Annotated in this window: 17 protein-coding genes and 1 other RNA gene; 9 read left to right on the top strand and 9 right to left on the bottom strand. The window is 60.3% G+C overall.

What is annotated here, in order from left to right; translation table 11 throughout:
- The first annotated feature begins 200 nt into the window (after positions 1 to 200).
- A complete protein-coding gene (locus Q7W83_RS27245) occupies positions 201 to 815 on the top strand; it encodes an energy transducer TonB (protein WP_150632092.1) in 615 nt (204 codons plus the stop codon).
- A gap of 96 nt (positions 816 to 911) precedes the next feature.
- Here Q7W83_RS27245 and Q7W83_RS27240 read toward each other — a convergent pair whose 3' ends face one another.
- Positions 912 to 1889 carry an NADPH:quinone oxidoreductase family protein gene (locus Q7W83_RS27240; protein WP_473658094.1) on the bottom strand — a complete coding sequence of 326 codons (978 nt, stop codon included), beginning with the start codon at positions 1887 to 1889 and terminating at the stop codon, positions 912 to 914.
- Positions 1890 to 2039: 150 nt separating this feature from the next.
- Here Q7W83_RS27240 and Q7W83_RS27235 point away from each other — a divergent pair, with 150 nt between their 5' ends.
- On the top strand, positions 2040 to 2450 hold the full coding sequence (locus Q7W83_RS27235; RefSeq protein WP_150638084.1) for a flagellar basal body-associated protein FliL: 411 nt from the start codon (positions 2040 to 2042) through the stop codon (positions 2448 to 2450).
- 87 nt (positions 2451 to 2537) lie between these two features.
- On the opposite strand, the gene Q7W83_RS27230 is transcribed toward Q7W83_RS27235, so the two are convergent.
- The 4 genes from Q7W83_RS27230 to Q7W83_RS27215 all read right to left on the bottom strand — a co-directional run bounded on the left by Q7W83_RS27230 (position 2538) and on the right by Q7W83_RS27215 (position 7929).
- Positions 2538 to 3656: an ABC transporter permease gene (locus Q7W83_RS27230; RefSeq protein WP_150632094.1), complete on the bottom strand. Its 1119-nt coding sequence runs from the start codon at positions 3654 to 3656 to the stop codon at positions 2538 to 2540.
- Positions 3656 to 6379: a ribosome-associated ATPase/putative transporter RbbA gene (gene rbbA, locus Q7W83_RS27225; RefSeq protein ID WP_150653936.1), complete on the bottom strand. Its 2724-nt coding sequence runs from the start codon at positions 6377 to 6379 to the stop codon at positions 3656 to 3658. The genes Q7W83_RS27230 and rbbA overlap by 1 nt, the downstream gene beginning before the upstream one ends.
- The gene (locus tag Q7W83_RS27220) at positions 6376 to 7341 is read right to left on the bottom strand and encodes an HlyD family secretion protein (protein WP_150632096.1); all 966 of its coding nucleotides are present in this window, start codon (positions 7339 to 7341) and stop codon (positions 6376 to 6378) included. The genes rbbA and Q7W83_RS27220 overlap by 4 nt, the downstream gene beginning before the upstream one ends.
- Before the next feature lie 138 nt (positions 7342 to 7479).
- The gene (locus Q7W83_RS27215; protein WP_150632097.1) at positions 7480 to 7929 is read right to left on the bottom strand and encodes an EVE domain-containing protein; all 450 of its coding nucleotides are present in this window, start codon (positions 7927 to 7929) and stop codon (positions 7480 to 7482) included.
- Positions 7930 to 8130: 201 nt separating this feature from the next.
- On the opposite strand from Q7W83_RS27215, the gene Q7W83_RS27210 reads away from it, so the two are divergent.
- Positions 8131 to 8283 carry a hypothetical protein gene (locus Q7W83_RS27210; protein WP_090473954.1) on the top strand — a complete coding sequence of 51 codons (153 nt, stop codon included), beginning with the start codon at positions 8131 to 8133 and terminating at the stop codon, positions 8281 to 8283.
- Between the two features lie 34 nt (positions 8284 to 8317).
- Here the strand turns inward: Q7W83_RS27210 and Q7W83_RS27205 are convergent, their stop codons facing one another.
- The 4 genes from Q7W83_RS27205 to Q7W83_RS27190 form a co-directional block, all read right to left on the bottom strand.
- On the bottom strand, positions 8318 to 8923 hold the full coding sequence (locus Q7W83_RS27205) for a 5-formyltetrahydrofolate cyclo-ligase (protein WP_150632098.1): 606 nt from the start codon (positions 8921 to 8923) through the stop codon (positions 8318 to 8320).
- 85 nt (positions 8924 to 9008) lie between these two features.
- Positions 9009 to 9187, bottom strand: a non-coding RNA gene (gene ssrS, locus Q7W83_RS27200) — 6S RNA.
- 30 nt (positions 9188 to 9217) lie between these two features.
- Positions 9218 to 9535 carry a cell division protein ZapA gene (locus tag Q7W83_RS27195; RefSeq protein ID WP_017341388.1) on the bottom strand — a complete coding sequence of 106 codons (318 nt, stop codon included), beginning with the start codon at positions 9533 to 9535 and terminating at the stop codon, positions 9218 to 9220.
- The gene (locus tag Q7W83_RS27190) at positions 9532 to 9741 is read right to left on the bottom strand and encodes a TIGR02449 family protein (RefSeq protein ID WP_007942437.1); all 210 of its coding nucleotides are present in this window, start codon (positions 9739 to 9741) and stop codon (positions 9532 to 9534) included. The genes Q7W83_RS27195 and Q7W83_RS27190 overlap by 4 nt, the downstream gene beginning before the upstream one ends.
- 193 nt (positions 9742 to 9934) lie before the next feature.
- Between Q7W83_RS27190 and Q7W83_RS27185 the strand changes: the two genes are divergently transcribed.
- The 6 genes from Q7W83_RS27185 to Q7W83_RS27160 all read left to right on the top strand — a co-directional run bounded on the left by Q7W83_RS27185 (position 9935) and on the right by Q7W83_RS27160 (position 15928).
- A complete protein-coding gene (locus Q7W83_RS27185; RefSeq protein WP_150632099.1) occupies positions 9935 to 10495 on the top strand; it encodes a YecA/YgfB family protein in 561 nt (186 codons plus the stop codon).
- A gap of 27 nt (positions 10496 to 10522) precedes the next feature.
- Positions 10523 to 11857 carry a Xaa-Pro aminopeptidase gene (gene pepP / locus Q7W83_RS27180; protein WP_150632100.1) on the top strand — a complete coding sequence of 445 codons (1335 nt, stop codon included), beginning with the start codon at positions 10523 to 10525 and terminating at the stop codon, positions 11855 to 11857.
- Positions 11854 to 13041: a 2-octaprenyl-6-methoxyphenyl hydroxylase gene (ubiH, locus tag Q7W83_RS27175; RefSeq protein ID WP_473658088.1), complete on the top strand. Its 1188-nt coding sequence runs from the start codon at positions 11854 to 11856 to the stop codon at positions 13039 to 13041. Before pepP ends, ubiH begins: the two co-directional genes overlap by 4 nt.
- Positions 13034 to 13519: a DUF4442 domain-containing protein gene (locus tag Q7W83_RS27170; RefSeq protein ID WP_150632102.1), complete on the top strand. Its 486-nt coding sequence runs from the start codon at positions 13034 to 13036 to the stop codon at positions 13517 to 13519. The genes ubiH and Q7W83_RS27170 overlap by 8 nt, the downstream gene beginning before the upstream one ends.
- Positions 13520 to 13528: 9 nt before the next feature.
- A complete protein-coding gene (locus tag Q7W83_RS27165; protein ID WP_191630138.1) occupies positions 13529 to 14746 on the top strand; it encodes a 2-octaprenyl-3-methyl-6-methoxy-1,4-benzoquinol hydroxylase in 1218 nt (405 codons plus the stop codon).
- Positions 14747 to 14923: 177 nt separating this feature from the next.
- Complete coding sequence (locus tag Q7W83_RS27160; protein ID WP_150632104.1) at positions 14924 to 15928, top strand: extracellular solute-binding protein; 1005 nt, start codon at positions 14924 to 14926, stop codon at positions 15926 to 15928.
- Positions 15929 to 16015 lie beyond the last annotated feature (87 nt).

The raw sequence follows: 16015 nt of genomic DNA, 5'->3' as shown, positions 1-16015 counted from the left end.
CGCTCAGGTATAAGTGAAGGGCGCTGTGGGAATTGTTACCTGACGATCCTTTATGACGCGGTTTTGTCCAGAGTAGGGCGGGGCTTTGGGAAATGTCCTGCGTCTAAAGGGGAAGCCATGGCGTTATGCAAAAAATCATCGAGCCTTAACCTTTGTGCTGTTGCCAGATTTGGCTTTTCAGTCGCGAAGGAGTGGGAGTTATGCGGTGGTTGTTGTGTGTGCTTTTGCTGGTTTTGTCCATCGAAGTCAGGGCTGGCGAGGTGTTCCTGATTCCGGAGAACAATCCCAAGCCGGTTTACCCTGTAGCACTTTCCCGAAGCGGTATAACCGGCGCGCTGAATGTCAGTTTTACCGTCCATGCCGACGGATCGGTGAATCAGGTAGAGGCTTCAAAGGACGCTCATCCCGACTTTGTCGAAGCCTCCCGAACGGCGGTGAGCCAATGGCGATACAAGCCCTGGGAGATTTCCATCGAACGACCCGCGCAAATCCAGGTGGTCGCGCCAATGGTGTTCAGGCTGGACGACAAGATGCCGATTCATGCCAACGAGGAGTTGAAAAAGTTGAGTTGTGGTGAGGTCGCCAAGGCAGCACTGCGGCTTGCAAACTACTCGTGGGTGGACATGCCGGTGTTCAGCTGGACGCGCAGTTACCTCACCCACTCCCTTCCCCCCACGCAATTGCCGGAGGCGAGACGTCTGGAACTCATCGCTAAACTCAACAAGAGCGTGCCTTCGATTATTCGGCGTTGTAATACGCATCAGGCGTCACGGTATGTGCGTTTTCTTCCGAAGGAAATTCGTGAGTTGCTCTGATTGAAAACATGCAGCGATGTCTGTTTTCCAGTCATGTATCGAAAAAGCCAGAACAACCTCATCAGTTGTCCTGGCCTTTTTGCATCCTGCTGCGATTCAGCGAACCTGCACCACCACTTTCCCAACCGCCTTGCGCTGGCCAAGATCATTGATCGCCTGCGCCGCATTGCTCAGCGGATACACCTGCGACACCAGCGGCTTCAGCTTGCCTTCGGCGAACCAGCCAAACAATTGCTGGAAGTTCGCCGCGTTGTCTTGCGGTTGGCGCTGGGAGAACGAACCCCAAAACACGCCAACCACTGCGGCGCCTTTAAGCAGGGCGAGGTTGACTGGCAGTTCCGGAATGCGTCCGCTGGCGAAGCCGACCACCAGCAGGCGGCCGTTCCAGGCGATGGCGCGGATGGCTTGGTCGAACAGGTCGCCGCCGACCGGATCGTAGATCACGTCCGCGCCCTGGCCATCGGTCAGGCGTTTGATTTCGTCTTTGAGGCTGGTTTCGCTGTAGTTGATCAGTTCATCGGCGCCGGCAGCCTTGGCCACGGCGAGTTTTTCGGCGCTGCTGGCGGCGGCGATCACGCGGGCGCCCATGGCTTTGCCGATTTCCACGGCGGCCAGGCCGACACCGCCGGACGCACCGAGCACCAGCAGGGTTTCACCCGGTTGCAGGTTGCCGCGTTGCTTGAGCGCGTGCATCGAGGTGCCGTAAGTCATGCTGAAAGCAGCGGCGGTGTTGAAGTCCATGGACGGCGGGATCGGTAGCACGTTGTAACCCGGAACGGCGACCTGCTCGGCGAAACTGCCCCAGCCAGTGAGGGCCATGACCCGATCGCCGACTTTCAGGTGACTGACTTTCTCACCCACGGCGCTGACCACGCCAGCCGCTTCGCCGCCCGGAGAAAACGGGAAGGGTGGCTTGAACTGGTATTTGCCCTCGATGATCAGCGTGTCCGGGAAATTCACCCCGGCGGCGTGCACGTCCAGCAGGATTTCGTTCTTCTTCTCGACAGGGCTGGCGACGTCTTCCAGCACCAGCGATTCGGCAGGGCCGAAGGCTTTGCACAGCACGGCTTTCATCAGGGCTATTCCTTTGGGAGTGATGGCCGATAAGTGTAGGTGTGTGAGTCGACGGGTCAACGAGCATGCCCCGCCCTGATAGTCAGCCATAAGCTTGTGCTTGCGCGGCGGGTCGTTATGCTAGGCCGCAAACCGGATAAGGAGCGAATTGTGAAAGCGTGGATCATGTTGTTGCTGGCCCTGTCTCTGCCTGTGGCAGCAGTGGCTGAAGAAGCCGCCAAAGAAGGTGAAGCCCCGAAAGTCAGCTACCTGACCCTGAGCCCGCCATTCGTGGGTAACTACGGGTTGGATGGCACGCCGAAGTTGAAGGTCTTCAAGGCTGATGTGGCGTTGCGGGTCACCGGTGATGAGGCGGCCAAACTGGTGAAGGCCAATGAACCGTTGATTCGCAATCAACTGGTGGCGTTGTTCACCCAGCAAACCACCGAGGCGATGAACAGCATCGAGGGAAAGGAAAAGCTGCGTCAGGAAGCCTTGAAGCAGACCCAGCAAATCATGAGCGATGAAACCGGCAAGCCGGTGGTTGAGGATCTGTTGTTCAACAACCTGATTATTCAGTAAGTCCGGATCTCAAGGGTGCTGGCCTGCCAGCGATGGTGCCTTCAGAGCGCCATCGCTGGAAGCCATGCGGCGCCAATGATCAATGCTTCAGGACGTCAGGCTGCGGCGAAACCGCAGCAATGCAATCGCGAAGAACAGCAGGCCGATCACTGTGAGCGCCAACAGGTCCGGCCACACAACGCTCAGCCCGGCATCACGAAACAATATCGCGGCGCTCAGGCTGACAAAGTGCGTTGATGGCGAGCCTTGCATCACCCATTGCAGCCATTGCGGCATGCTGTCGAGCGGTGTGCTGCCACCGGACAACAGCAGCATCGGAATGATCACCGGAATGGCCAGCAGGCCGAACTGTGGGGTGGACCGGGCAAGGGTCGCGAGGAAAATTCCCAGTGCTGTACTGGCGAACAGATAAACCGCGGTGACCAGCAAAAACAGACTCATCGAGCCGGCCAGCGGCACGCCCAGCGCACCTTTGACAATCACTTCCAGCGATAACCAGGTGCACAGCACCACCACCAGCATGTTGCTCCAGATTTTCGCCAGCATGATTTCCAGCGCCGTCAGCGGCAGCACCAGTAAATGGTCGAGGGTGCCGTGCTCGCGTTCACGCAGCAACGCCGTGCCGGTCAGGATGATGGCGAGGATGGTGATGTTGTTGACGATTTGAATCACCGCCAGAAACCAGCCGCCTTCCAGGTTGGTATTGAACAGCGAGCGGGTTGTAAGCAGCGCCGGGGACTGGCTGGCGGCATTGCTCTGGCCGCTATAGTTCAGCAGTTCGCGCTGAAAAATCCGCCCGATGTAACCTGCGCCCATGAACGCCTGGCTCATGGCTGTGGCATCGACGTTGACTTGCAGCGCCGGCTGGCGGCCGGCCAACAAGTCCGTCTGGAAACCGGCCGGTACGTTGATCACGAACGTATACCGACCACTGTCCATGACTTGATCGAGTTGCCCGTAAGGCAGCAACACCGGCGGCTGGAACTCCGGTGGTAGCAGGGCCTGGGCCAGTTGTCGCGACAGGTGACTGTGGTCTTCGTCCACGATGGCCACGCTGGCATTGTGTACACCGATCACCGAGCCGGCGGCGGGCATGTAGATCGCTACGGTGAAGGCGTAGAACAGGAACAGCAGCAACACGCTGTCGTGTCGCAGGCTGGTCAGTTCCTTGAGACCCAGTCGCAGGATATGCGCACACTTATGCATCAGGCCTCCTGCTTTTTCAGCATGATCAGACTGAGCCCGGTGAACCCCAGAAAGAACCCGAACAATGCCAGGCATTGTGGCCATAACTGGCGCAGGTCCAGGGCTTTGGTGAAGGTACCGACGGCAAGATCAAGGAAGTAGCCGGCTGGAAACAACATCCCCATGATCGCTGCAGCACCGTCGAGCGATGAGCGTGGCACGATCAACCCGGAAAACTGGATAGTCGGCAGGCTGGTGATGATCATCGTGCCGAGGATTGCGGCAATCTGGGTTCGGGTAAACGATGAAATCAGCAGGCCCATGCTGGTGGTTGCCAACACATAGAGCAGCCCGCCCAATGCCAGGGTCAGGCCGCTGCCCTTGAACGGCACGCCGAACAGCCAGCGGTTCATGGCGACCAGTACCGCGAGGTTGATCAGGCTGATGGCCAGATAAGGGGCCTGCTTGCCCAGCAGGAACTCCAGCCGGGTCAGCGGCGTGGCGTAAAAATTGGTGATCGACCCCAGTTCTTTCTCCCGGACAATACCCAACGCCGTCAGCATGGCGGGGATGAACGCCAGGATCAGTGCCATGACTCCCGGGCCGATGGCATTGACGCTCACGACATCCTGGTTGTAACGGAAACGGGTTTCCAGTTTGGCTGCCGCCTGCCCTTTCAACGCCGGGCTGCTCTGTTCGGCCAGTTGTTCAATGTTGGCCTGGTGCACCGCTTCCACGTAATTGCGGCTGGTCTCGGCTCGAAAAGGCATGCCGCCATCGAGCCAGGCCGCCACGACGGGCTGTCGAGCGGCGTACAAATCCCGGCCGAATCCCGGTGGAATTTCCAGCGCCAATTTGATTTCCGAGCGTTGAAGGCGGCGGTGCAATTCTTTCGCGTCGCGAATGGGCGGTTGTTCGTCGAAGTAACGAGAACCGCGAAATGCTTCCAGATACGCGCGACTCTGGGGTGTCTGGTCTTGATCGAAGACCGCGAAGGCGAGCTTTTCCACGTCCAGGGAGATGCCGTAGCCGAAGATCACCATCATGAAAATGGCGCCGAGAAAGGCAAATGCCATCCGCACTTTATCGCGCAGCAACTCCTTGCCTTCGCGACGGGCCACCGCTATCAGGCGCCCGACACTGAAGCGACGTTCCTTAAGAGGCGTGGTGCGCTTGACCGGTGAGTCGTCGGACGCTACCGGCGTCGGGGTTTCCATGGGGGCTTGGACCTGTTCCAGGCACGTGACAAACGCCGCTTCCAGGGTCTCGCCCTTGAACTGCTGTTGCAGTGCCGCAGGGGTGTCGCAGGCAAGCACCTGGCCGGCGTGCATCAGCGAGATACGGTCACACCGCTGGGCTTCGTTCATGAAATGCGTGGAAAGAAAGATTGTTACGCCTTGCTCGCGCGAAAGCTCGACCAGCAATCGCCAAAAATCATCGCGCGCCGCCGGGTCTACGCCGGAGGTCGGTTCGTCGAGTATCAGCACTTCCGGACGATGCAGCACGGCCACGGCCAGTGACAGTCTTTGGCGCAGACCCAAGGGCAGGGCGCCGGACTGTTGATCGGCGACGCTGCCCAGATTGAAACGCTGGATCAGTTCGTTGATGCGTTGAATGCTGTCCGTTTTGGGCAAATCGAACAGCCGGGCATGCAAGTCAAGGTTCTGCCGGACACTGAGTTCGCCGTACAGGGAAAAGCTCTGGGACATGAAACCGACGCGTTTGCGAGTCGCCAGGTCCTTGGCATTCACCGGGTTGCCCAGCAATGTGGCGCTGCCTTCACTGGCCGGAATAAGCCCGGTTAAAACTTTCATGGTGGTGGTTTTGCCGCAGCCGTTGGAGCCGAGAAAACCGAAAATTTCGCCTCGGCCAATGGCAAAACTGACCTTGTTGACGGCGGTGAAATCGCCGAAGCGCAAGGTCAGTTCGTGGGCTTCGATGGCGATGTCCGCGTTGTCGCCGGTTCTGGATGGAATCACCAATGCCGGTTTGTCTTGGCTGCCGTCGCCCTGAAAGTGGGTGAAGGCAGCGTCAAGTTTGCCGCTCGGCGTTGCTGCCGCCAGTTCGCCGGTCAGCCCTGTGGCAATCAGCTTGCCGCCGTCGAGCATCAGGCAGTGCTCGAACTGCTCGGCCTCTTCCATATAAGCCGTGGCCACCAGCAATGTCAGTTGCGGGCGTTGTCGACGGACGTCGTCCACCAGTTCCCAGAAGTGCCGGCGAGACAAGGGATCGACCCCGGTGGTCGGCTCGTCGAGGATCAGCAGGTCTGGCTCATGGATCAGCGCGCAACAGAGTCCGAGCTTTTGTTTCATGCCGCCGGAGAGTTTGCCCGCCGGACGATCGGAGAATCGCAAAAGATCGGTGGCCAGCAACAGGTTGTGCATACGTTGATTGCATTCAGCTTTCGACAGGCCGAACAGGGTGGCAAAAAACTGAATATTCTCGCTGATAGACAATTCGGGATACAGGTTGCCGCCCAGACCTTGGGGCATAAACGCAATTCGGGCATAAAGACTGCTGCGATGGCGGCGATCCTGGATTGAGCCACCAAGCACTTCCAGCTGACCCTCCTGCAGGATTTTCACCCCCGCGATCAACCCCAGCAGACTGGACTTGCCGGCGCCATCGGGCCCGATGAGCCCGCAGCGGGTTCCTGCGGGCAGACTGAAATGGATATCGCTCAGCGCCTGCTGTTGGCCGTAGCGGTGATTGATGCCGGTCGCTTGCAGCGCCAGGCTGGTCATTGCAGATTGGCCGGCCAGTCAGTCGGCGCGGTGCGCACATAACCGGCACCTGGCATACCCGGTTTGACCTGAGGCAGGGCGCTCGGATCGGTCAGACGCAGCTTGACGCGGAACACCAGTTTTTGCCGCTCATCGCGGGTCTCGACTTCTTTGGGGGTGAACTGCGACTTGCCTGCGACGAAGCTGATTTTTGCCGGCAGTGGGTGGTCGGGCAGGGCGTCGAGCAGGATTCGCGCATCGTCGCCGACCGCCAAGCGACCTGTCACCGAGGTGGGGAGATAGAGGTTCATGTACTGGTCGTTGGGGTCGATCAGCAGCAGAACCCGTCCGCCCGCGCCGAGCACTTCGCCGGGTTCGGCCATGCGCAGCTGGATGACCCCGTCGATAGGCGCCCGCAGGCTGCTGTCCTCTATTTCGCTGGTCAACATCGCGACCTGTGCCTGTGCGGCACCAATCGCCGCGCCGACGGCCGACACCTGCGCCCGGGACGCTGCAACCGCGGCACTGCCAGTGTCCAGGCGGGCCTTTTGTTGATCAATGATCTGGCCACTCACGAAACCGTGCTTGAACAGCTCCTGTGAGCGGTTGAGTTCCTGTTGGGCCAGCAGATGTTCGCTCTGGCGCAGTTGGACATTGGCCTGAGCGGCGGAAAGATTTTCCCGGGCGCGCAGCACCTCGGCTTCGGCCTGGCTGCGCTGGGCTTCGAGGGTGCGGGTGTCCATGCGTGCCAGCAGCTGGCCCTTGGTCACCTTGTCGCCTTCATCGACAAGCACCTCGGCCAAGCGCCCCGGTGTCTTGCTGGCGATCTGTACTTCGGTGGCTTCGAGGCGACCGTTACCGACATACAAACCTTCGGGTAAACGGTCATGCATGGACTTCCAATATCCGAAACCACCGGCAGCCAATAACAGGGCCATCAAGGCACTGGCGAAAACGATCGAAGAGCGGCTATGGGTAGACATGCGGGCATCCTGCGGCTGTTGCGTCCTAGTCTGGCGTATTTGACACCAAGACGATTTGATACCAGTCAATTCAAGTCAAGAGGCAAGCCTACGCGATCGGGTGACTAAAAAGAGGATGACTGGGTAGTTCTCGTTCAATTAGCGCAAATCGAGCACTGCGGCCCATTGCTCGGCAGTCACCGGCATCACCGACAACCGCGAACCTTTCTGCACCAAGGGCATTTCCGCCAGCGCCGTCTGCTGTTTCAAATAATCCAGTTTGAGCACTTTGGCAAACGTCTCGACATGCGCGACATCAATCGCGCTCCAGGCGTTTTTCTCCAGGGTGGCCTTGGGATCGTAGTAATGACTCTCCGGCTCCAGCGCCGTCGGGTCGGGATACGCGGCTTCGACTATTTTCCCGATTCCGGCGATTCCTGGTTCGGGGCAGCTGGAGTGATAGAAGAAAAACTCATCCCCCACCGCCATGGCCCGCAAAAAGTTACGCGCCTGGTAGTTGCGAACCCCGTCCCAGCGCGCTTTGCCAAGCTTCTCCAGACCCTTGATCGAGAGTTCGTCGGGCTCGGATTTCATCAGCCAATAGGCCATGGTTTTTGCTCCTTGCGAGTCAGGTGGGCAAGTTGTCGGGCAATTTTATGACAAACCGACAGTCGGTTGACGCCAGCGTTTGCGTGTCGGTTCACGTTGTCGCAAAATGCCGGCCTTCTAAGCTTGACGCTGCTGCACGGCCTACACCTACAACGGAAACCGCTGCTGTCATCGTGTTGATGTGCCTTTGGGGGGCAATCGATGAAACGCAAACCGGATTTACTATGGATATTGGTTATTTTGTTCGGCCTCGGCGTCGTGACCACTGGCTATGCCCAAAGCCTGTGGAGCAACAAGACCGATGCGCCGGTTGAAATCGCGCAGCAACAACAGCCGTCGGCCTTCAAGCGCTGACCTGTCTTTTCGACGCCGCTGATTCCAGTGGCGTCTAGTCTGCGAAATACCACGCCTTGTCTGTCACCGTTCCTTGCAACGGCACATCCCAGCTCGCTTGAGCCAGTCGTTCGACCTTCTGACATTCATGGGCCAGCCCCAACAGCGTCGGCTTGCGCCAGTTTTTGCGCCGCGCCAGGTACGCCAGGCTCCGGTCGTAGAAACCACCGCCCATGCCGAGTCGGCCACCGACATCGTCGAACCCCACAAGCGGCAACAGCACCAGATCGAGCGCCCAGACTTTGCGTTGTCGGGCGAGGTTGTGCCTGGGTTCGAGAATACGGAAGCGATTGAGTTGGAGTTTTTCGCCGGGGCGAATCCGCTGGAACACCATTTTGGTTCGCGGCCAGGCGCTGAGCACTGGTAGGTAAGTCGCCTTGCCCCGGCGTTGCGCGGCGCGCAGCAACAGGCGCGGATCGATTTCACCGTCGGTGGGCAGGTACAGGGCGATATGTTTTGCGCGGCGAAACAACGGCTGCTGGGCCAGTTGCTTGTACAGCCCGCGAGCGGCCTGGCGCTGCTGGCTGGCTGTCAGTGCGCGGCGGGCCTTGCGCAGCATGCGTCGAAGTTGCGGGCGGGGCAGCAGCGCAGGTTCGGTCATGGATTCGGGCTTCGGCAGTGCGGGTACACAAAGCGTACCCGTAAAAAAGCCGATGCCGGTATTGAACCGGCATCGGACTGGAATCAGGCTCCCCGGATGAACCGCTGCTGACTTAGCCCTTGAACCCGAAAGTTCAAGGTGGAAGATGCAGTAGGCTTTAAGGCTTTCCGTCTAGCGGACATGCACACCAGCCCAACGTGCAGCCTCCAGGGTAGTGCGAATCGGCTCAGGGACGTGGTCAACTGGCAAGCACCCCAGGGAGTGTTGCGAGTATAACCCAAGCGGTTCGGCGAATCAGCCCTTGGTGACGTCCGGATCGGTGGCGAGCACCAGATCGACGCGATCCAGCAGGTCGCGAACCTGCTCACGGGTCGAGCCGCTGACCTGCACATCCGGACTTTCCTGCTTGTGCAGAAGGTCGTGCGTGATGTTCAGCGCGGCCATTACGGCGATGCGATCGGCGCCGATGACTTTGCCGCTGCTGCGGATTTCACGCATCTTGCCGTCCAGGTAACGGGCAGCGCTCACCAGGTTGCTGCGCTCTTCCTGGGGGCAGATGATCGAATACTCTTTGTCGAGGATCTGCACGGTTACGCTATTGCTTGAACTCATGAGTCTTGCTCCAGGGCCTTGAGGCGCGAAATCATCGATTCGACCTTACGCCGGGCGATTTCGTTCTTTTCAATGAGGTGAGCGCGTTCCTCGCGCCAGGTCTTTTCCTGAGCTAGTAGGAGTCCATTTTGACTCTTAAGTTGCTCGACTCGGCTAATTAACAATTCGAGTCTGGCCATCAGCGCTTGCAGGTCGGTGTCTTCCATTGTCTTCACTGTCTGATGGATGTCGGACTGTAGGAGCGAGCTTGCTCGCGATGGTCGCCAACGATAACGCTGGGTCCCTGACACCCCGCGGTGTTCTGGGGTTCATCGCGAGCAAGCTCGCTCCTACAGAGGAGTCGATGTAGGATACAAGGCCTTCATTCTAGACATAGCGCCGTCTGGCGCCTAGCTGCCCATGCCCATTCAGAATTCTCCGTACCAAGCCTTCGCCACGCTGCTGACTTCCAGCGGTCATAACGTCTCGCCTGCCGAACTGCATGGCCTGCTGCTCGGTCGCAGTTGCGCCGGTGCCGGTTTCACTGCCGAAGAGTGGCTTATCGATGCTGCCGAGCTGCTCGAAGGCGAGCCGCAAGACAACGTTCGCAATGCCTTGATCGGCCTGCAAGAGATGGTCAAGGGCGAGCTCACCGGCGACGACGTGACCGTCGTTTTGCTGCTGCCGACCGATGACGAGCCGCTGGCCGACCGTGCTGCCGCACTCGGCCAATGGTGTCAGGGCTTCCTCAGCGGGTTTGGCCTGAACTGCCGCGACAGCAGCATGCTCAGCACCGAGGCCACCGAAGTGTTGCAGGATCTGGCGGCCATCTCCCAGGTGCAAGACGCGCTGGAAGAGTCCGACGACGGCGAAAGCGACTACATGGAAGTCATGGAATACCTGCGTGTCGCGCCGCTGCTGCTGTTCTCCGAGACCCGGAAGCCGGACGCACAGGCCGCCGCCAAACCGTCGTTGCATTAATCGCGAGCCAGGAAAAGCCATCTGCCCATGATTCATATCCCGAAATCGGAATACAGCCGTCGCCGCAAGGCCTTGATGGCGCAGATGGAACCCAACAGCATCGCCATCCTGCCCGCCGCCGCGGTAGCCATCCGCAACCGCGACGTCGAGCATGTTTACCGCCAGGACAGCGACTTCCAGTACCTCAGCGGTTTCCCCGAGCCTCAGGCCGTCATCGTGTTGATGCCTGGCCGTGAGCACGGCGAATACCTGTTGTTCTGCCGTGAGCGCAACGCCGAACGGGAACTCTGGGACGGCCTGCGTGCCGGCCAGGAAGGCGCGATCCGCGACTTCGGTGCCGACGACGCTTTTCCCATCACGGACATCGACGACATCCTGCCGGGCCTGATAGAAGGCCGCGACCGGGTGTATTCGGCCATGGGCAGCAATCCGGAATTCGATCGCCACCTGATGGACTGGATCAACGTGATCCGCTCCAAGGCGCACCTGGGCGCCCAGCCGCCGAACGAATTCGTTGCGCTGGATCATCTGCTGCACGACATGCGCCTGTATAAATCGGCGGCAGAAGTGAAGGTGATGCGCGAAGCCGCGCGGATTTCCGCTCAGGCGCATATACGTGCGATGCAGGCCAGCCGGGCCGGTTTGCACGAGTTCAGCCTTGAAGCCGAGCTCGATTATGAGTTCCGCAAGGGCGGGGCGAAGATGCCGGCGTATGGTTCGATTGTGGCGGCGGGGCGCAACAGCTGCATCCTGCATTACCAGCAGAATGACGCGGTGCTCAAGGATGGTGACCTGGTGTTGATCGACGCCGGATGCGAGATCGACTGCTACGCCAGCGACATCACGCGCACCTGGCCGGTCAACGGCAAGTATTCCGCGGAACAGAAGGCGATCTACGAATTGGTGCTGGCTTCACAAGAAGCAGCCTTCGCCGAAATCGCCCCGAACAAACACTGGAACCAGGCGCACGAAGCCACGGTCCGGGTGATTACCTCCGGCCTTGTGAAGTTGGGCCTGTTGCAGGGCGACGTCGACGAGCTGATCGCCAGCGAAGCCTATAAAGCGTTTTACATGCACCGCGCCGGCCACTGGCTGGGCATGGATGTGCATGACGTCGGCGAGTACAAGGTCGGCGGCGAATGGCGCGTGCTGGAAGTCGGCATGGCGCTGACCGTGGAACCGGGGATCTACATTGCCCCGGACAACCAGAACGTAGCGAAGAAATGGCGCGGCATTGGCGTGCGCATCGAGGACGACGTCGTGGTGACCAAAACCGGCTGTGAAATCCTGACCAGTGGCGTACCGAAAACGGTCGCCGAGATCGAGGCCTTGATGGCCGAAGCGCGGACAAAAGCGGCATGAGTCGAGTCAATCTGGCAATTATCGGTGGCGGTCTGGTCGGCGCCAGCCTGGCGTTGGCCCTGCAAGCCGGGGCCAAGGCGCGCGGCTGGAAGATTGTGCTGATCGAACCGTTTGCCCCCGGCGACAGCTATCAACCGAGTTACGACGCCCGTTCTTCGGCGTTGTCCTACGGTGCCAAGCAGATTTACCAACGGTTGGGCGTGTGGCAGGACATTTCCCGTCGGGCCGAACCGATCAAGCAGATTCACGTTTCCGACCGTGGCCGTTTCTCCACCGCGCGTTTGTCGGCGATGGAAGAAGGCGTACCGGCGCTGGGCTATGTGGTGGAAAACGCCTGGCTCGGCCAATGCCTCTGGCAAGGTCTGGACAACGACGTGGTCACCTGGCGCTGCCCGGCGGAAGTCACGCGCATGGAGCCGCTGACCGACGGCTATCGCCTGACCCTCAACGACGAAACCACCTTGGAATGCGACCTCGCGGTGCTCGCTGATGGCGGCCGTTCCGGCCTGCGCGAGCAACTGGGAATCGGCATCAAAACGCGCCCGTACAACCAGAGCGCGCTGATCGCCAACGTCACCCCGAGCGAAGCGCACAACGGCATGGCGTTCGAACGTTTCACCGACGATGGCCCGATGGCGTTGTTGCCGTTGCCGGAAAACCGCTGCGCCCTGGTCTGGACCCGTCTGGGCATGGACGCGCAACGGTTGGCGGCCCTTGATGAACGCAGTTTCCTCAGCGAATTGCAGGGCGTGTTCGGTTACCGCCTCGGCACGTTGAAACAAGTGGGCGCACGGCATCTGTATCCGTTGACGCTGATCGAAGCCGAAGAGCAGGTGCGTCCGCATCTGGCGATTCTCGGCAACGCCGCCCACAGCCTGCATCCCATCGCCGGCCAGGGGTTCAACCTGTCGCTGCGTGATGCGCAAGCGTTGGCGGATGCGCTGCTGGGGAGCGAGACTTCGCCCGGCGACTTCGCGACCTTGCAGGCTTATCGCGAACGCCAGCGGATGGACCAGAACCTGACCGTGGGTTTTTCCGATCAAGTCACGCGCCTGTTCGGCAGCACTCAACCGCTGGTGTCGCTGGGTCGCAACCTCGGCCTGCTTGGCCTCGATCTGCTGCCGCCGGCCAAGCGCTGGTTCGCCCGACAGGCCATGGGCCTGGGTACGCGTCCCGATGCTTAAGTGGTTGACGAGCAGGTTCGGCAAAGCGCGGTTGATGCGTTGGTTCATGACCTTCTACCCGCCGTACCTTGGCGCCGGGGTTCGCGTGCGTCACATCAGCGATGATTTTCGCGACATCAAGGTGTCCATGGGATTGGGCTGGTACAACCGCAATTACGTCGGCACGCAGTTCGGTGGCAGCCTGTATTCGATGGTCGACCCGTTCTACATGCTGATGCTGATGGAAAACCTCGGACGCCATTACATTGTCTGGGACAAAGCGGCAGACATCGATTTCATCTCGCCGGGCAAAGGCCCGGTGTTCGCCAACTTCAGGATCGACGAGACCTTGCTCGACGAGGTCCGCCGGCAAACGGCGAACGGCGAAAAATACCTGCCGCAGTTGCAGGTCGATATCCACGACGGCGCCGGCACCTTGGTGGCGCGGGTCCAGAAAACCCTTTACGTGCGGCTCAAGCCGCAAGCGAGACAGGCTTAAAGCATGGACATGCGCGCAGATCTGCTGATTGTCGGGGCCGGAATGGTCGGCAGCGCCTTGGCGCTGGCGTTACAGGACAGCGGGCTGGAAGTCCTGCTGCTGGATGGCAGCCCGATGAGCGTCAAACCCTTCGACGGGCAAGCGCCGTTCGAACCGCGCGTGAGCGCGTTATCGGCAGCGAGCCAGCGGATTCTTGAACGCCTCGGCGTGTGGGATGGCATCGCCAGTCGACGCAGCAGCCCGTACACCGACATGCACGTCTGGGATGGCAGCGGGACCGGGCAGATCCACTTTTCCGCCAGCAGCGTACATGCCGACGTGCTTGGACATATCGTCGAGAACCGCGTGGTTCAGGACGCCTTGCTCGACCGCTTGCACGACTGCGACCTCGGGATGCTGGCCAATGCGCGCCTGGAGCAGCTGCGCCGCTCCGGTGATGACTGGCTGCTGACGCTCGCCGATGGCCGCACCTTGCGTGCGCCGCTGGTGATTGCGGCGGATGGCGCCAACTCGGCCGTTCGACGCCTGGCCGGAGTGGCCACGCGCGAGTGGGATTATCTGCACCACGCGATCGTTACCAGTGTGCGCAGCGCCAAGCCTCATCAAATGACAGCCTGGCAACGCTTCACCGACAACGGCCCCTTGGCGTTTCTCCCGCTGGAACGCGACGGTCAGCAGGATTGGTGTTCGATCGTCTGGTCGACCACGCCGAGCGAAGCCGAACGGCTGATGGCGCTGGACGACGCAGCGTTCTGCCTGGAGCTGGAACGCGCCTTTGAAGGCCGGCTCGGCACGGTGCTGAGCGCTGATCCGCGTCTGTGCGTGCCGCTGCGTCAGCGTCATGCCAAGCGTTATGTGGCCGAAGGTCTGGCGCTGATCGGCGACGCAGCGCACACCATTCACCCGTTGGCCGGGCAGGGGGTGAACCTCGGTTTCCTTGATGCTGCGGTGCTCGCCGAAGTGCTGTTGCAAGCGGCAGGACGGGGCGAGCGGCTGGCGGACGTGAAAGTGCTGAGCCGCTACGAGCGTCGGCGCATGCCGCACAACCTGGCATTGATGGCGGCGATGGAAGGCTTCGAGCGGTTGTTCCAGGCCGATCCGCTGCCGGTGCGCTGGTTGCGTAATGCCGGGTTGAAGATGGTTGATCAGATGCCGGAGGCCAAGGCGTTGTTTGTGCGTGAGGCGCTGGGGTTGATCGGGGATCTGCCGGCACTTGCCAAGGCCTGAGATTTTCACTGCGGCTGATGGCCTCATCGCGGGCTAGCCCGCGAAGGGGCCGGTAAAACTATCCTATATCTCCAGCCGTGCAACATCTGGTAACTCCTCCGCGAATAGTTCGATTGAGAAGCTAAATGTGAGTCCTTATCATTTGCCCTCCCTTTTCCAAATCGAGAGATCGCTCCCATGTTGGCACCGAAGCGTCTATTGACCGCACTCGCCCTGACCCTGATTGGCAGCACCGCCGCCCAGGCCGCCGACGAGGTGGTGGTTTACTCCTCGCGTATCGACGAGCTGATCAAACCGGTCTTCGATGCCTACACTGCGAAAACCGGTGTGCAGGTGAAGTTCATCACCGACAAGGAAGCGCCGCTGATGCAGCGCATCAAGGCTGAGGGAGAAAACGCCACTGCCGACCTGCTGCTGACCGTCGATGCCGGCAACCTCTGGCAGGCCGAGCAGATGGGCATCCTGCAACCTTTCACCTCGAAAACCATCGACGCCAACATCCCGTTGCAATACCGCGCGGCTTCTCATGCCTGGACCGGCCTGAGCCTGCGGGCGCGAACCATCGCGTACTCCACGGACCGGGTGAAGCCGGGCGAGTTGAGCACTTACGAAGGTCTGGCCGACAAGAACTGGGAAGGCCGCCTGTGCCTGCGTACGGCGAAGAAGGTCTACAACCAGTCCCTGACTGCCACCATGATCGAAGTGCATGGCGCCGAGAAAACCGAGAAGATCCTCAAGGGCTGGGTCAACAACCTGTCCACCGACGTGTTCTCCGATGATGTCGCGGTATTGGAAGCGATCAACGCCGGCCAATGCGACGTCGGCATCGTCAACACTTATTACTACGGACGTTTGCACAAACAGAAGCCTGACCTGGCGGTGAAGCTGTTCTGGCCGAATCAGGGCGATCGTGGCGTGCACGTGAACCTGTCGGGCATCGGCCTGACCAAACACGCGCCGCACCCGGAAGCGGCCAAGGCGTTGGTGGAATGGATGACGACGCCGGAAGCACAGAAGATCTTCGCTGATGTGAATCAGGAATTCCCGGCCAACCCTACAGTGGCGCCGTCCGCGGAAGTCGCCGCCTGGGGCAAGTTCGTGGCCGATACCTTGCCGGTAGAAGTTGCTGGCAAGCGTCAGGCCGAAGCGATTCGCATGATGGATCGGGCTGGCTGGAACTGAGTCTGTCGATATACTGCGCCCCGCTTACGCGGGGCGTGCTGATCGTTCCCATGCTCCGCGTGGGAATGCATCCACCGACGCTCGGCG

Source organism: Pseudomonas sp. 300 (assembly GCF_055803035.1).
This window is presented reverse-complemented; position numbering and strand designations above follow the sequence as displayed.

Excerpts from the sequence above, each read along its gene's own strand:
- Q7W83_RS27240 (WP_473658094.1), bottom strand. The coding sequence starts at position 1,889 with ATGAAAGCCGTGCTGTGCAAAGCCTTCGGCCCTGCCGAATCGCTGGTG.
- pepP (WP_150632100.1), top strand. The coding sequence starts at position 10,523 with ATGATTCATATCCCGAAATCGGAATACAGCCGTCGCCGCAAGGCCTTG.
- Q7W83_RS27185 (WP_150632099.1), top strand. The coding sequence starts at position 9,935 with ATGCCCATTCAGAATTCTCCGTACCAAGCCTTCGCCACGCTGCTGACT.
- Q7W83_RS27195 (WP_017341388.1), bottom strand. The coding sequence starts at position 9,535 with ATGAGTTCAAGCAATAGCGTAACCGTGCAGATCCTCGACAAAGAGTAT.
- Q7W83_RS27205 (WP_150632098.1), bottom strand. The coding sequence starts at position 8,923 with ATGACCGAACCTGCGCTGCTGCCCCGCCCGCAACTTCGACGCATGCTG.
- Q7W83_RS27245 (WP_150632092.1), top strand. The coding sequence starts at position 201 with ATGCGGTGGTTGTTGTGTGTGCTTTTGCTGGTTTTGTCCATCGAAGTC.
- Q7W83_RS27190 (WP_007942437.1), bottom strand. The coding sequence starts at position 9,741 with ATGGAAGACACCGACCTGCAAGCGCTGATGGCCAGACTCGAATTGTTA.
- Q7W83_RS27165 (WP_191630138.1), top strand. The coding sequence starts at position 13,529 with ATGCGCGCAGATCTGCTGATTGTCGGGGCCGGAATGGTCGGCAGCGCC.
- Q7W83_RS27160 (WP_150632104.1), top strand. The coding sequence starts at position 14,924 with ATGTTGGCACCGAAGCGTCTATTGACCGCACTCGCCCTGACCCTGATT.
- Q7W83_RS27230 (WP_150632094.1), bottom strand. The coding sequence starts at position 3,656 with ATGCATAAGTGTGCGCATATCCTGCGACTGGGTCTCAAGGAACTGACC.
- Q7W83_RS27215 (WP_150632097.1), bottom strand. The coding sequence starts at position 7,929 with ATGGCCTATTGGCTGATGAAATCCGAGCCCGACGAACTCTCGATCAAG.
- Q7W83_RS27170 (WP_150632102.1), top strand. The coding sequence starts at position 13,034 with ATGCTTAAGTGGTTGACGAGCAGGTTCGGCAAAGCGCGGTTGATGCGT.
- ubiH (WP_473658088.1), top strand. The coding sequence starts at position 11,854 with ATGAGTCGAGTCAATCTGGCAATTATCGGTGGCGGTCTGGTCGGCGCC.
- Q7W83_RS27220 (WP_150632096.1), bottom strand. The coding sequence starts at position 7,341 with ATGTCTACCCATAGCCGCTCTTCGATCGTTTTCGCCAGTGCCTTGATG.
- rbbA (WP_150653936.1), bottom strand. The coding sequence starts at position 6,379 with ATGACCAGCCTGGCGCTGCAAGCGACCGGCATCAATCACCGCTACGGC.
- Q7W83_RS27210 (WP_090473954.1), top strand. The coding sequence starts at position 8,131 with ATGAAACGCAAACCGGATTTACTATGGATATTGGTTATTTTGTTCGGC.